The 14,406-nt window shown below is 72.8% G+C and carries 15 protein-coding genes; 12 read left to right on the forward strand and 3 right to left on the reverse strand.

The features are described from left to right. Positions 1 to 2: 2 nt before the first annotated feature. Positions 3 to 413, reverse strand: coding sequence for a gamma-glutamylcyclotransferase family protein (locus K7G59_RS22080; RefSeq protein ID WP_263976637.1), 411 nt, complete (start codon positions 411 to 413; stop codon positions 3 to 5). 346 nt (positions 414 to 759) lie between these two features. Here K7G59_RS22080 and K7G59_RS22085 point away from each other — a divergent pair, with 346 nt between their 5' ends. The 6 genes from K7G59_RS22085 (at position 760) to K7G59_RS22110 (ending at position 6,808) form a co-directional block, all read left to right on the forward strand. Further along, complete coding sequence (locus K7G59_RS22085) at positions 760 to 1,989, forward strand: FAD/NAD(P)-binding oxidoreductase (RefSeq protein ID WP_225836830.1); 1,230 nt, start codon at positions 760 to 762, stop codon at positions 1,987 to 1,989. A gap of 125 nt (positions 1,990 to 2,114) precedes the next feature. Then, the gene (locus K7G59_RS22090) at positions 2,115 to 3,500 is read left to right on the forward strand and encodes a rhodanese-like domain-containing protein (protein WP_225836831.1); all 1,386 of its coding nucleotides are present in this window, start codon (positions 2,115 to 2,117) and stop codon (positions 3,498 to 3,500) included. A gap of 158 nt (positions 3,501 to 3,658) precedes the next feature. Beyond that, complete coding sequence (locus tag K7G59_RS22095) at positions 3,659 to 3,946, forward strand: metal-sensitive transcriptional regulator (protein WP_225836834.1); 288 nt, start codon at positions 3,659 to 3,661, stop codon at positions 3,944 to 3,946. Positions 3,947 to 4,293: 347 nt separating this feature from the next. Further along, entirely contained in the window at positions 4,294 to 5,652 is a 1,359-nt protein-coding gene (locus K7G59_RS22100; RefSeq protein ID WP_225836836.1) for an MBL fold metallo-hydrolase, read from the forward strand. A 44-nt stretch (positions 5,653 to 5,696) separates the two neighbouring features. Further along, positions 5,697 to 6,062, forward strand: coding sequence for a rhodanese-like domain-containing protein (locus tag K7G59_RS22105; RefSeq protein ID WP_225836837.1), 366 nt, complete (start codon positions 5,697 to 5,699; stop codon positions 6,060 to 6,062). Continuing rightward, positions 6,059 to 6,808 carry a sulfite exporter TauE/SafE family protein gene (locus K7G59_RS22110; RefSeq protein ID WP_225836839.1) on the forward strand — a complete coding sequence of 250 codons (750 nt, stop codon included), beginning with the start codon at positions 6,059 to 6,061 and terminating at the stop codon, positions 6,806 to 6,808. The genes K7G59_RS22105 and K7G59_RS22110 overlap by 4 nt, the downstream gene beginning before the upstream one ends. Positions 6,809 to 6,857: 49 nt before the next feature. Here K7G59_RS22110 and K7G59_RS22115 read toward each other — a convergent pair whose 3' ends face one another. Further along, complete coding sequence (locus K7G59_RS22115; RefSeq protein ID WP_225836841.1) at positions 6,858 to 7,145, reverse strand: metal-sensitive transcriptional regulator; 288 nt, start codon at positions 7,143 to 7,145, stop codon at positions 6,858 to 6,860. 81 nt (positions 7,146 to 7,226) lie between these two features. On the opposite strand from K7G59_RS22115, the gene K7G59_RS22120 reads away from it, so the two are divergent. The 3 genes from K7G59_RS22120 (at position 7,227) to K7G59_RS22130 (ending at position 9,530) form a co-directional block, all read left to right on the forward strand. Next, the gene (locus K7G59_RS22120; protein WP_225836842.1) at positions 7,227 to 7,805 is read left to right on the forward strand and encodes a rhodanese-like domain-containing protein; all 579 of its coding nucleotides are present in this window, start codon (positions 7,227 to 7,229) and stop codon (positions 7,803 to 7,805) included. Between the two features lie 471 nt (positions 7,806 to 8,276). Continuing rightward, positions 8,277 to 8,798: a hypothetical protein gene (locus K7G59_RS22125; protein ID WP_225836844.1), complete on the forward strand. Its 522-nt coding sequence runs from the start codon at positions 8,277 to 8,279 to the stop codon at positions 8,796 to 8,798. Positions 8,799 to 8,909: 111 nt separating this feature from the next. Further along, entirely contained in the window at positions 8,910 to 9,530 is a 621-nt protein-coding gene (locus tag K7G59_RS22130) for a class F sortase (protein ID WP_225836845.1), read from the forward strand. A 104-nt stretch (positions 9,531 to 9,634) separates the two neighbouring features. Here K7G59_RS22130 and K7G59_RS22135 read toward each other — a convergent pair whose 3' ends face one another. After that, positions 9,635 to 9,778 (reverse strand): hypothetical protein, encoded by a 144-nt coding sequence (locus tag K7G59_RS22135; protein ID WP_225836846.1) that lies wholly within the window; start codon positions 9,776 to 9,778, stop codon positions 9,635 to 9,637. A gap of 185 nt (positions 9,779 to 9,963) precedes the next feature. On the opposite strand from K7G59_RS22135, the gene K7G59_RS22140 reads away from it, so the two are divergent. From K7G59_RS22140 to nirD, 3 genes are read left to right on the forward strand one after another with little or no spacing between them, the layout of a single operon-like run. Continuing rightward, the gene (locus tag K7G59_RS22140) at positions 9,964 to 11,178 is read left to right on the forward strand and encodes an NAD(P)/FAD-dependent oxidoreductase (RefSeq protein WP_225836849.1); all 1,215 of its coding nucleotides are present in this window, start codon (positions 9,964 to 9,966) and stop codon (positions 11,176 to 11,178) included. Further along, positions 11,178 to 13,835: a nitrite reductase large subunit NirB gene (gene nirB, locus K7G59_RS22145; RefSeq protein ID WP_225836851.1), complete on the forward strand. Its 2,658-nt coding sequence runs from the start codon at positions 11,178 to 11,180 to the stop codon at positions 13,833 to 13,835. Before K7G59_RS22140 ends, nirB begins: the two co-directional genes overlap by 1 nt. Beyond that, positions 13,832 to 14,191 carry a nitrite reductase small subunit NirD gene (gene nirD / locus K7G59_RS22150; RefSeq protein ID WP_225836853.1) on the forward strand — a complete coding sequence of 120 codons (360 nt, stop codon included), beginning with the start codon at positions 13,832 to 13,834 and terminating at the stop codon, positions 14,189 to 14,191. The genes nirB and nirD overlap by 4 nt, the downstream gene beginning before the upstream one ends. Positions 14,192 to 14,406: the final 215 nt, after the last annotated feature.

The following is a 14,406-nucleotide window of genomic DNA, read 5'->3' on the forward strand; positions in this document are numbered from 1 at the left end:
GGTCAGGGGCGGGTGTGCCAGTCGCCGCTGTCGATGCGCGTGCCGCGGACCCGCAGCCGGGCGGCGACGGCCGGGGCGGCCAGGTACACCCAGGCGCGGACCGGGGTGCCGTCGACGGTCAGGACGTCCCGGGCCTGCCGTTCGTAGAGGTTGCGGGGGTCGCCCGGCGCGTACTCCTCCAGGCGGTCCAGCTCGGCCAGCAGCCGTTCGTACTCCTCGGGGAGCGGGGTGATCAGGTCGCCGGTGACGGCTCCGCCGGGTTCCGGCACGGCGTAGGGGTAGGCGGGGCCGTCGTAGAGCACGGCGTCCGGGAGGCGGCCGGGTATCTCCGAGGCGGTGCGGCCCCGCAGGAACACGTCGTGGTTGGGCTCGCCGGGGCGGAGCGTGCCGTAGACGAAGAAGGGCAGGGGCAGCGGGTCCTGAGTGAGCACGGAAACGATTCTGGACCTGCCCGGGCTCGTCCCACGCCTCCCCGGGGACGCTGCCGGGGGTCGCGGACCGACGCGGGCCGGCATCTCGCCGCTCGCCGCCGGGGAGGTCTCCGCTCACCGCCGGTGAGGCCGCCGCTCACTCACCCGGTCGCTGCTCGCGCACTCGCGGGCCCGCGCTTTCGTCAAGCCTGCCCCGACATCCGGACCGGTCAGGAAAAGTCCGACCTATTGCCTCACAGTCAAATACCCCCTCGGGTATTTGACCGCCTCTTGGTGGCCGCCGTACCGTCGCCAGAGGAAACCCCCCGGGGTATTTGAGGAGGCAACCATGGTCGGCAATCCCCCGCACGGCAGCCAGCCGATCGCCGGTCGGCGCCGCGTGGCCGTGATCGGTGGCGGCAGCGCCGGGATCAGCGTCGCGGCCCGCCTGCGCCGCGCCGGCGTCACCGACATCACCCTCGTCGAACCGTCCGACACGCACTGGTACCAGCCCCTGTGGACCCTGGTGGGCGGCGGTCAGGCGTCCCTGCGCAGCACCCGGCGTCCCGAGGCGTCCGTCATTCCCGACGGAGTGCGCTGGATACGCCGGCGCGCCCTCGCCGTCGACCCCGACGCCCGCATCGTCACGCTCACCGGCGGCGACGAACTGGCCTACGACTACCTGGTGATGGCCCCGGGACTTCAGTTGGACTGGGGCGCCGTACCCGGGCTCGCCGAAGCGGTCGGGCACGACCGGGTGAGCAGCAACTACGCACCGGAGTACGCCCCGCGCACCTGGGAGCTGATCCGGCAGATGCGGTCGGGCACGGCCGTTTTCACGCACCCGGCGACGCCGCTCAAGTGCGGCGGCGCACCCCAGAAGATCGCGTATCTGGCCGCCGACTACTGGCGCAAGCAGAAGGTCCTCGACCGGATCCGGATCATCCTCGTCATTCCCGATGCCGTCCTGTTCAAGGTCCCCGCCTGGGGCCGCACCCTGGAACAGGTCGCCCGCCGGTACGGTATCGAGGTGCGGCTGCGGTCCGAGATGACCGCCGTCGACGGCGACCGCCGCGAGGTCGTCCTCACCGACCACGCGGACGGCACGAAGGAGACCGTCCACTACGACCTCCTGCACGCCGTACCGCCGCAGAGCGCGCCCGACTGGGTCAAGACCGGCCCGCTCGCCGACCCGGCGAGCCCCCTGGGCTTCGTCGCCGCGGACAAGTACACGCTGCAGCACCCCCGGCACCCGAACGTGTTCGCGCTCGGCGACGTGGCGAACCTGCCGACGTCCAAGACCGGCGCGGCCGTGCGCAAGCAGGCTCCGGTCGTGGCCGCCAACCTGCTGGACGTGATGAAGGGCAAGAGCCCGACCCGCCGGTACGACGGCTACACCTCCTGCCCGCTGGTGACCGCACGCGACCGGATGCTGCTCGCCGAGTTCGACTACGACCTGAACCCCCGGCCCACCTTCCCGCTCATCGACACCTTCAAGGAGCGGCGCGACATGTGGGTGTTCAAGCGGTTCGTGCTGCCGCCCGTGTACTGGCACGGCATGCTCACCGGCCGCCTCTGACCGACCGGTCCGGGCCCTGCGCCCGGACCCGTTCCCCCCGGATCCGAGCGGCACGGCCGGCACCTCCCGGCCGCCGCCCTCACGGCACATCCGCCCCCTTCTGCCCGACATGGAGGTCAACAGCCATGTTCTTCGCCCAGTACTACCTCGACTGCCTCTCGCAGGCGTCCTACATGATCGCCGACGAGACCACCGGCCGGGCCGTGGTCGTCGACCCCCGCCGCGACATCTCCGAATACGTCGCCGACGCCGCCGCCCACGGTTTCACCGTCGAGGGCGTCCTCAACACCCACTTCCACGCCGACTTCCTCGCCGGTCACCTGGAGATGGCCGACCGCACCGGCGCCTGGATCGGCTACGGACGCAGCGCCGAGACGGAGTACCCCAGCCGGAAGTTCGCCGACGGCGACCGCGTCAGCCTCGGCGACGTCACCCTGCAGATCATGGAAACGCCCGGCCACACCCCCGAGTCGATCAGCATCCTCGTGTACGAGCACGGGGACGACCCCGTCCCCTACGGCGTCCTCACCGGCGACGCGCTGTTCATCGGCGACGTGGGACGCCCCGACCTGCTGGCCTCGCTCGGCGCGACCGCCGACGAACTCGGCCGGATGCTGTACGACAGCGTCCAGCGCAAGCTGATGGCCCTGCCCGACGAGGTGCGGGTCTTCCCCGCGCACGGCGCCGGCTCCGCCTGCGGCAAGAACCTCTCCACCCAGCGGCAGTCCACCATCGGCGAGCAGCGTGCCACCAACTACGCCTGCCGTCCGATGAGCGAGGAGCAGTTCCTGGCTCTGGTGACCGCCGGACAGCCCGCGGCGCCCGGCTACTTCTCCTACGACGCCGTCCTCAACCGCAGGGAGCACGGTCTGTTCGACGTGGCCGGCGTGGCACGGCCGCTGTCGGCCGAGGAGTTCATGCAGCGGCGGGCCGCCGGAGCGGTCGTCGTCGACGCCCGGTCCCCGCAGGACTTCGCCGCCGGGCATCTGCGCGGATCGGTCAACGTGCCCGCCGACGGGCGCTTCGCCGAACAGGCGGGCATGGTGGTCGCCCCGGAGCAGGAGGTCATCGTGATCACACCGCAGGACCGTGAGGAGGAGGTCCTCACCCGGCTGGCCCGGATCGGCTTCGACAGGACGGGCGGCTACCTGCGTGAGCCCGAGGGGGCCTTCCCCGCCCTGGCCGGGGACATGGACCGGGCGAGCCGCCTCACCGCGGACGAACTGCGCCGCCTGCGCGGCGGTGACGAGCCGCCGCTCGTTCTGGACGTGCGCAACACCGCCGAGCGCGAAGAGGGCTGCATCGACGGTTCGCTGCACATCCCGCTGGCGGAACTCGCCCGCCGTATCGACGAGGTCCCGGTCGGCCGGCCGCTCGTCGTCCACTGTGCGGGGGGGCACCGTTCCTCCATCGCCGCCAGCCTGCTCCGGCACGCGGGCCGGACGGACGTCTCCGACCTGCTCGGAGGCTACGGTGCGTGGCTGGCGGAGTCCGTCCCGGCCGACGTCTGAGCCGCACCGCCGGCCGGGCGGTCGATCCGGCCGGCGGAGCAGGGGTGGCGGTACGGCGCGGGCCGGGCCGGCAGTAACGAAGGGCACATCGGTGATCCGTCGCCCCTGGGCCGACCGGGACACCAGAGTACCCCTGGGGGTATTTGCGAGGAGTGGCTGTGGAACTGGAGCTTGAAAGCGGGGACCTCAAGTCCGTGCTGAACCGACTGCGTCGCGCACAGGGCCAGATCTCCGGCGTGATCCGGATGATCGAGGAGGGCCGCGACTGCGCAGACGTCGTCACGCAGCTCGCCGCCGCCTCCCGCGCCCTGGACCGTGCCGGTTTTGCGATCATCGCCAGCGGTCTGCAGCAGTGCGTGACCGATGCGGAGACCGGCCGGAAGAACGGCGAGGACGCCGAGCAGCTGCGCAGTCGGCTGGAGAGGCTGTTCCTGTCGCTGGCGTGAGGACCGCGGGTCGCACATCCGGCACCACGGCCGCCATGGCCCACGCCCGCACCGCCGGCGACCGCACCGCCGCGGCGCCGGCGGACTCTTCGGCCGGGCGGCCGGCGCCGAGCCGGTCGCCCGCGCGGTGAACCGGCGACCGCCGCACACCCGTCACCTCACCGAAGCCGCGCGGCGGGCACACGGCCGGTTCACGCCCGGTTCCCACGGCCGCCGCGACCGCTGCCCGCCCCCTTGTCGCAAAACAGTCCGCGGCCGCCCCTTGGAACTGGGATACCCCCGGGGGTACTCCTGTTATGGTGGCACATATACCCGGGGGGGTAATTTCTCGGAAGGGAAGATTCTCCGTGTTCTTCATCGACACCATCGAGGTCGAGGGCCTCGGCAACCGCCACTACCTGGCCGGCGGCAAGCAGACGGCCGTGGCGGTGGACCCGCCGCGCGACTTCGACCAGGTACTGGCGGCGGCGGCCCGGCGCGGGGTACGGATCACGCACGTGGTGGAGACCCACATCCACAACGACTACGTCACCGGCGGCCTGGAGCTTGCGCGGGTGACGGGGGCCGCCTACCTGGTCCCGGCCGGCGCCCTGGTGTCGTTCGCGCGGGTGCCGGTGGCCGACGGCGACACCGTCACCGTCGACGACGGGCTCGAGCTGCGGGCCGTGGCCACCCCGGGTCACACCCCGCACCACACCTCGTACGTGCTGCAGGAGCAGGGACAGCCGGCGGCCGCGTTCACCGGCGGCTCGCTGCTGATCGGCACGGTGGGCCGCCCGGACCTGGTCGAACCGCGGCTGACCGAGCAGCTGGCCCGCGCGCAGCACGCCTCGGCGCACCGCCTGGCGGCCGAGCTGCCGGACGAGACGTCCGTGCTGCCCACGCACGGCTTCGGCAGCTTCTGCTCCTCCGCGCAGGCCGAGGGCGACGCCACCACCATCGGCAAGGAGAGGTCCGTCAACACGGCGCTCACCACGGACGTGGACTCCTTCGTCGCCCGGCTGCTCGCCGAACTCGAGGACGTCCCCGCCTACTACGCCCACATGGGTCCCGCCAACGCCGGCGGCCCCGCCCCGGTGGACCTGACTCCCCCGGCCGTCGCTGACGCCGCCGAGATCGCCGCCCGCCTCGCGGCCGGTGAGTGGATCGTGGACCTGCGCAACCGGGTCGCGTTCGCCGAGGGCCACGTCGCCGGATCCTTCAACTTCGAGGCCGAGGGCAAGATCGCCACCTACCTGGCCTGGATGATCCCGTGGGGCAAGCCGGTCACCCTGCTCGCCGAGTCCCCCAACCAGCTGGCCGCCGCGCAGCGCGAGCTGGTCCGCGTCGGCATCGACCGGCCCGCGGCCGCCGCGACCGGCGCGCCGCAGGAGTGGGTGACCGAGGGCACCCCCCTCGCCTCCTTCCCCCGGTCGACCTTCGCCGGCCTGGCCGAGCACGGCACGGACGACATCGTCGTGCTCGACGTGCGCCGCGACTCCGAGCGGGCCGCCGGACACCTCGCCGGCTCCGTGCACATCCCGATCCACCAGCTGCACAAGCGGCTCGGGGAGGTCCCGGAGGGCACGGTGTGGGTCCACTGCGCCGGCGGCATGCGGGCCGGTATCGCCGCCTCCCTGCTGTACGCCGCCGGACGGGACGTCGTGGCCGTCGACGACGGCTTCGACTCCGCCGCCGAGGCCGGACTGACCGTCGTCACGGGCTGAAGACCCCCTGCCCTGTTCCTCACGAGTCCCCGAGGGGTTGTGTGATGTTCCTCCACCGTCGCGGCGAAGACCGCGTCACTGCCGGCGAGGCCCGTCGGCGCACCCAGGGCGCCGACGCCCCGGCCGTTCTGCTGGACGTGCGCGAGCAAGGCGAGTGGAACGCCGGACACGCGCCCGGCGCCGTGCACGCGCCGCTGTCCCGTCTGGCCGCCGGCGCGGCGCTGCCGAGCGCCGCCCAGGGGCGGCCACTGGTGGTGATCTGCCGCAGCGGGAACCGCTCGCAGCAGGCCGCCGAGCTGCTGACCGAACGCGGCGCCGAGGCCGTGGACGTCAAGGGCGGCATGCAGGCGTGGGCCGCTGCCGGTCACCCGGTCGTCGACGAACGCGGGAACAACGGCTCGATAGCATGACCGCTCTGATCCTCGCGCTCGTCGCCGGTGCTGTCATCGGCCTGGCCCTCGGCGGGCTGGGCGGTGGCGGCAGCGTGCTCGCCGTGCCCGCCCTGATCTACCTGCTCGGCTTCACCCCCGCGGAAGCGACCACGGCCAGCCTGATCATCGTCACCCTGACGTCGGTCACGGCACTCACCGGCCACGCCCGCGACGGCAACGTCGCCTGGCGCACCGGCATGCTGTTCGCGGCGGCGGGCATCCTGCCCGCGATGATCGCCGGGACCGCCGCCGCGCATCTGCCCCAGACCCTGCTGACGGTCGCCTTCGCCCTCATAGCGGCACTCGCCGCGCTGCGCATGCTGCGTCCCGCGGTCGCCGAGAGGTCCGGCACGGCGCAGCCCGGCAAGGCCGGTGCCGCGGGCGCCGGACTCGGCGCGGTGACCGGCTTCCTGGGCGTGGGCGGCGGCTTCCTCGCCGTGCCGGCCCTGGTGAGCGTGCTGAGCCTGCCCATGCGCCGGGCCGTCGGCACCAGCCTGTTGGTCATCACGGTCAACTCGCTGGCCGCGCTCGGCGCCCGGGCCGGCACCGGGATGCGGCTGGACTGGGCGGTCATCGCACCGTTCACGGCGGCGGCGATCCTGGGCGCCTGGGACGGCAAGCGACTGTCGAAGAAGATCAAGGGCAACACGCTTCAGCGTCTCTTCGCCTACGTGCTGCTCGCGGTCGCCGCCTTCATGCTCGTGGACGTACTGGTCTCGCCATGACGGCACGGTGTCTCACCATGACGGCACGGCTCGGGCACCCGGACGGGCGTCAGGCCAGGGAGAGGAACAGCTTCTCCAGCCGGCCGCGCATCTGCGCACGGTCCTCGCCGTTCGCACGGCCCTCCTCCACGTCGGCCAGGCACCGCTGCAGTCCGGTGGCGATGATCGCGAAACCGGCGCGGTCCAGGGCACGGGACGCGGCCGCGAGCTGGGTGACGACCTCCTCACAGTCGCGCCCCTCCTCGATCATCCGGATCACCCCGGCGATCTGCCCCTGCGCCCGGCGCAGCCGGTTCAGCACCGACCGCAGCTCCGCACTCGCCAGATCAAGCTCCACGACCACTCCTCACCGATACCCCACGGGGTACGAACGCTTCCCCTCGCGGGGCACTGCCGACAGACAAGGATGACACCTGCCATGAGCACCCCCACCACCCTCGACCCCCGCCAGGCCCGCTCCCGTCTCCACGAGCTGACCGTCATCGACGTCCGCACCCCCGGTGAGTACGCCGGCGGACACATCCCCGGGGCCCTCAACATCCCCCTCGACCAACTGGACCGGGCCCTGCCAGACATCCGCAGGGCCGCCGAGCGCGGCGATGTCCTCGTCGTCTGCGCCTCCGGCGCCCGCTCGGAGAACGCCTGCCGGACGCTGGCCGAGAACGGCGTCCACACCGCCACCCTGGCCGGTGGAACCGGCGCCTGGGCCGCGCAGGGCCACGACCTGCACCGCCTCGAGGGCGGAGGCGGGAAGGCGACGTGGGCCATGGAGCGCCAGGTCCGCCTCACCGCCGGTTCGGTGGTCGTGCTCGGCCTGGCGCTGGGCGAAGTGGTCCACCCGGCCTTCCGGCTGCTGTCCGCGGGCATCGCCGGTGGCCTGGTCTTCTCCGCCGTGACCAACACCTGCGGGATGGCCGCCATGCTCGCCAAGCTCCCGTACAACCGGCCCCGCAAGGCCGATCTGGACGAGGCGCTGGCCCGCCTGCGCAACAGCTGACCCGGAGCCCCGGAACGCCCCGTGCGCGGGAGACGCACGGGGCGTTCCCATGCGCCCCCGACGAGGGCTGGACGGTGTCCTCGACGGACCGGCCGCACGGCTCCCGGCTCCCGGCCCCACACCCACCCTCGGCCCCGGCCCCGGCCCCGGCCCCGGCCCCGGCCCCGGCCCCGGCCCCCGGACACCGGATACCGGACACCGGACACCGGACACCGCCGGGACGGCACGTCGCCCCTCACCCGTTCACCGGCGCCGCCGCTCCATTCGTGTGCTCTTCGCACCGCGTTCTTCCGCGCCCGCCCGCACGCCCCATGACCTGCCGAAGCCGCCTGCCCACTAGTCCGTGCGGGGGGCGCCGGTGACACCCGTTCACCGCATTACTGACGAAGTCTCAGGAAGCGGTCCCGGTCCGGAGCCACTTACCTCGGTAGAGGAAGTCGGACAAGCTTCGGACCAGCTCTGGGGAGCACCATGCGACGCACCGCCCGTCTGCTGACCGCCACCGCGCTCGCCGCGGCGGCGGCAGGTGTCGCCGCCGGGCCGGCGTACGGCGGCGACGCGGGCAGCCTGCAGGTCTACCCCTCCACCGTGGTGCCGGGCAGTCAGGTCACCGTGAACACCGCCGGGTGCGGGGACCGGGGCACGGCGGCCGGGGACGCGGGCGCGGTCGGCGCCGGGACCTTCACGCTGGCGCCCACCACCCACCAGGGCGAGGCGATCGGGCAGTTCCGGGTGCCGCCGAGCGCGCAGCCGGGGACGTACGAGATCGTCGCCAGGTGCGCGGAAGGCGACCGGCGCCTGACGGGCGACCTGGTGGTGGCCCTGAGCGTGGCGCACGAACAGGTGCAGCCGCGGGGAAGCTTGAAGACGGGGGTCGGCGGCACACTCGGCACCGACCCCGTGCGGACCGCGGCAGGCGTGGCGGCTCTGGCCGTCGCCGCCGCGGGCGGTACCTGGCTCCTGCATCGCCTGGCGAGAGGCGACGGCATCTGACGGACACCCTCCGCTGTCCGTCCGCCGGTACCGCACATCCCACCCCCTCCGGGTCCGACGCCCCTCGTGGCCCGGAGGGGGCAGGGGGTCAGCCTCGACCAGGGGGTTCGCATGCGCAGGATCGGGGACACCGCGATAGCCGCCGTCACCGTAGTCGCCCTCGGTTCGGGGGTGTGGCTGCTCGGCGGAAGTGCCGGGGCACCCGCGCCGCCGCAGCCGCCGGCCGCCGAGGGCCGGCCCGACCCGAACGGGCAGCGGCTTTCGGCCCCCGCGCTGCCGCCCTCCCCGCCCCTGCGCATCCGGATACCCGCGATCGGGGTGAACGCCCCGCTGATGGGCCTGGCCCTCACCCGCACCGGCAGCCTGGACGTGCCCCCGCCGGGCAACAAGAACCTCGCCGGCTGGTACGAGGCCGGCACCACGCCCGGCGAGACGGGCACCGCGATCGTCGCGGGCCATGTGGACAACGCGCAGGGCCCCGCCGTCTTCTACGACCTGGGCGCACTGAAACGCGGTGCCGTCATCGAGGTGGACCGCCGCGACGGCTCGGTGGCGTACTTCACCGTGGACGCGGTCGAGGTCTACGCGGCGGACGACTTCCCCGACAAGAAGGTGTACGGCGCCGCCGACCGCCCCGAACTCCGGGTCATCACCTGCGGCGGCGGCTACTCCAGATCCACCGGCTACCAGGGCAACGTGGTCGTCTTCGCCCACCTGACGGGCAGCCGCTGAGCCACCCGGGCCACGCCGGATCAGCGCCTGATGGCGGCGACATCCCCCATGACGACCGCGCGACTGGCGAGCCGGTACTCCTCCCGCAGGCCGTCCAGGCGGGCTCAGTAGTTCCCCGACATGGCCCGCAGCGTGTCGTTGACCCGGCGAAGCGCATCCGCGCCGATCTCACCCGACCTGCGGAACTCGCCCTGCAACGCACCGGCGGCGGCTGCGAAGACGTCGAAGTCGGACTGCAGGTCCGCCATCAGCGGCGACGGTGACGGAGCCGGTCCCGGAAGGCAAACCGGCACGCCCTCGCCCCTCCTCACAGCGGCCCCCGGCGCGTGCGCAGGCCCCTCACATCCGCTCCCCGCCACTGCTGAGGGCAGCGTTCCTCGCGGGAAACAGAGGTGATGCGGCCGGGAAACCTCGGCGAAGCACGCTGCGATGCATGACCTCGAATACGCGTGTGGTGGTGATCGGCGCCGGCCTCGCGGGCGTACGGCTCGCCCGCCGGCTCGGCGAGCTGGGCACACCCGCACTGCTCGTCGGCGAGGAGGAGCATCCGCCGTACAACCGGGTGCTGCTCGCCGAAGTGCTGGCCGGCCGGTACGCCCCGGAGGTGATCTCCCTCCCGGCGCCCGCCCGGACCGTACGCGCCCGGGTCACCGGCATCGACCGGGCCGCGCGGACCCTCGCCTGCGCCGACGGCTCGTCGATCGCATACGACAGGCTGGTCCTGGCCACCGGATCCAACCCCGTGCTCCCACCCCTTCGCGGCCTCTTCCCGCACGGATGCGAGTTCCCCGAGGGCGTCCACGCGTTCCGCACCATGGACGACTGCCTGGGCCTGGCCAAGGCGGTACGGCCCGGGGTGCGGGCGGTGGTCGTCGGCGGCGGTCTGCTCGGTGTGTCCGCGGCCCGCGCGCTCGCGGTGCGCGGGGCGCAGGTGGTCCTCGCCCAGCAGGCCGAGCGGCTCATGGAGCGCCAGCTCGACCCGGACGCCTCCCGGCTGGTGCTGCGGCATCTGCGGGACCTGGGCGTCGAGGTGCACACCGAGTGCCATGTGCGGGACGTGCGCTGTGTCGGCGGCGCGGTGCGCTCGGTGGAGATGGCCGACGGATACGCCCTCGACGCCGACCTCGTGGTCATCGCCTGCGGGGTACGCCCGCGCGCCGGACTCGCCGAGCAGGCGGGGCTCGCCGTCCACAAGGGAATCCTCGTCGACGACGAGCTGCGCACCTCCGACCCTCACATCCATGCCATCGGCGACTGCGCCCAGCACGACGGCACGGTGTACGGCCTGGCCGCACCGGCCCTCGAACAGGCCGACGTCCTCGCCGAGGTGCTGGCCGGCCGGGACGGTGCCCGCTACACCGGCACCCGCGCCCTGACCCGGCTCACCCTGACCGGCCCCGATTCTCCCTTCGACCTCGCCGCGTTCGGCGAGCCGGAGGGCCGCCCCGGTGACGACGTCGTGCGGATCGCCGACGCGACCCGGGGCACGTACCGCAAGGTCGTCGTGCGCGGCGACCGCCTCGTCGGCGGAGTCCTCGTCGGCGAACTCGGCACCGTCGGCGCACTCGCCCGCGCCTGGGAGGGAGCAGAGCCGCTCCTCGACGACGGACCGCTGCTCCACCTGCTCACCACTGACGGAGGCTCCTGATGTCCACGACCGCACCCCTGGGGAACAGCCCCCGCCCCACGATCGTGCTCGTCGGCCACGGCATGGTCGGCCAGCGCTTCCTCGAAGCGCTCGCCGAGCGCGGCCTGACCGGCACGCACCGCGTGGTCGTGCTGTGCGAGGAGCCCCGCCCGGCCTACGACCGGATGCACCTCACCTCCTACTTCTCGGGCACCACGCCCGAGGAACTGTCCATGACCGACATGGAGTTCATCGAGCGGCACGGCATCGAGCTGCACATCGGCGACCCGGCGCAGAGCATCGACCGCGCGGCTCGCACGGTGACGGCCCGCTCGGGTCTGACCGTCGGCTACGACGTCCTGGTCCTCGCCACCGGCTCCTACCCGTTCGTGCCGCCGGTGCCGGGCAAGGACGCCGAGGGCTGCTTCGTGTACCGCACCATCGAGGACGTCCTCGCCATCGAGGCGTACGCCAAGAGCCGGGCCACCACCGGCGCAGTGGTCGGCGGCGGTCTGCTCGGCCTGGAGGCGGCGGGCGCCCTGCAGGGTCTCGGACTGGCCACCCACATCGTGGAGTTCGCGCCGCGTCTGATGCCGGTGCAGGTCGACGACGGCGGCGGCGCCGCGCTGCTGCGGACCATCCAGGGCATGGGGATGAGCGTGCACACGGGCACCGGCACCCAGGAGATCCTCACCGGGCCCGACGGCGCCGTCACCGGCATGAAGCTGTCAGACGGCTCCGAACTCGCCGTCGACCTGGTGGTGTTCAGCGCCGGTGTCCGCCCGCGCGACCAGCTGGCCCGCGACTCGGGTCTGGCCGTCGGCGAGCGCGGCGGCATCACGGTGGACGAGCAGTGCCGCTCGGTCACCGACCCGCACGTGTTCGCGATCGGCGAGTGCGCGCTGGCGGCGGACGGACGGGTGTACGGCCTGGTGGCCCCCGGCAACGAGCAGGCGGTGACGGCCGCCGCGACCATCGCCGCGGACGAGGCCTCCTTCACCGGCTCCGACCTGTCCACCAAGCTCAAGCTGCTCGGTGTGGACGTGGCCTCCTTCGGTGACGCGCACGGCACCACCGAGGACAGCCTCGACGTGGTCTACTCGGACTCCCGCTCCGGCCTGTACAAGAAGCTGGTCATCGGCCGGGACGGCACGCTGCTCGGCGGCGTCCTGGTCGGTGACGCGGAGGAGTACGGCACGCTGCGCGCGCTGACCGGCTCGGTGCCGCCGGTCGCTCCGGAGTCGCTGGTGCTGCCCGCCGGGGTCGGCGGCCCGAGCCAGCTCGGCCCGGGAGCACTGCCGGACGACGCGATCATCTGCTCCTGCCACAACGTCACCAAGGGCACCATCCGCGGGGCCGTCACCGAGCACAGCTGCACCAGCGTGCCCGAGGTGAAGAAGTGCACCAAGGCCGGTACCGGCTGCGGCAGCTGCGAGAAGGTCCTCGGACAGCTGCTCAAGATCGAGCTGGAGGCCAGCGGCGTCGAGGTCGACAAGGGGATGTGCGCCTGCTTCGCGCAGACCCGCGAAGAGCTGTACGAGATCATCCTGGCCCTGCGCATCACGTCGTACCAGGAGCTGCTGGACCGCCACGGCCGCGAGGAGGCCCGGGGCGGCGAGGGCTGCGAGACCTGCAAGCCGGCCGTGGCCTCGATCATCGCCTCCCTCGCCCCGGCGATCGGGGCGAGCGGCTACGTCCTGGACGGTGAGCAGGCGGCCCTGCAGGACACCAACGACCACTTCCTGGCCAACCTGCAGAAGAACGGCTCGTACTCGGTGGTGCCGCGCATCCCCGGCGGGGAGATCACCCCCGAGAAGCTGATCGTGATCGGCGAGATCGCCCGTGACTTCGGCCTCTACACGAAGATCACCGGCGGTCAGCGGATCGACCTGTTCGGCGCCCGCGTCGAACAGCTCCCGATGATCTGGACGCGGCTGGTGGACGCCGGCTTCGAGTCCGGGCACGCCTACGGCAAGTCGCTGCGCACGGTGAAGTCCTGCGTCGGGCAGACCTGGTGCCGCTACGGCGTGCAGGACTCCGTCCGGATGGCGATCGACCTGGAGCTGCGCTACCGGGGGCTGCGCTCGCCCCACAAGCTGAAGGCCGCGGTCTCCGGCTGTGCGCGCGAGTGCGCGGAGGCCCAGTCGAAGGACTTCGGGGTGATCGCCACCTCGAACGGCTGGAACCTGTACGTCGGCGGCAACGGCGGCGCCACCCCGCGCCACGCGGACCTGCTGGCACAGGACCTGTCCGACGCCGAACTGGTCCGCCTGATCGACCGGTTCCTGATGTTCTACATCCGCACGGCCGACCGGCTGGAGCGCACGAGCGTCTGGCTGGAGCGGATCCCGGGCGGCCTGGACCACGTACGCGACGTCGTCGTCCACGACAGGCTCGGCATCTGCGACGAGCTGGAGACGCTGATGGCGGCCCATGTCTCGAACTACCGGGACGAGTGGGCGCAGACCGTCAACGACCCCGAGAGGCTGGCGCGGTTCGTGTCCTTCGTGAACGCACCGGACACCCCGGACCCGATCGTCGCCTTCGTCCCCGAGCGGGACCAGATCAAGCCCGACCTGCCGCTGCTCGACATCGGCCACCGCCGTCTCGCCGAGACGCGGGCGGACGGACTGGAAAACGAACTGGAAGACGTACTGGAAGGAAGCGCGCAGCGATGACCCTGGCACCCGAGAAGACCGACCTGATGGTTCAGATCCAGCTGACCCCGGAGGCGGACACCTGGTTCACGGTCTGCGACCTGCACCGGCTGGCACCGGGCCGCGGGGTCGCGGCCCTGCTGCCGGACGGCCGCCAGGTGGCCCTGTTCCGTGACCGGGCGGACCGGCTGTACGCGATCGACAACCGCGACCCGTTCGCCGGCGCGGCCGTCCTCTCCCGCGGCCTGACCGGCACCCACCAGGGCCGCCCGTTCGTCTCCTCCCCGCTGCTCAAGCAGCGCTTCGACCTGGTCACCGGGGAGTGCCTGGACGACGAGACGGTACGGGTGGCGACGTACCGGGTGCGTACCGTCTGATCCGCCGCCCGGACCAGACGGTACGGGCAGGCCCAAGGGGCACCCCGCCCGGATCCGGAATCACGGTCACAGAGGCCCGATGTTCGGATTTCGTTCTCCGGAGAAGGGGTGCCCCACTGTGTGGGCGCACGCCCCGGCCGCTGACGGTGCTCGTCGGCGGCCTGATCGGCGCCGCATCGGCCACCGCCCCCCTTCCCGCCCCCCTTCCCGCCCAC

It is taken from the genome of Streptomyces sp. NK08204 (assembly GCF_020400585.1).
In the GTDB taxonomy this organism is placed as follows: domain Bacteria; phylum Actinomycetota; class Actinomycetes; order Streptomycetales; family Streptomycetaceae; genus Streptomyces.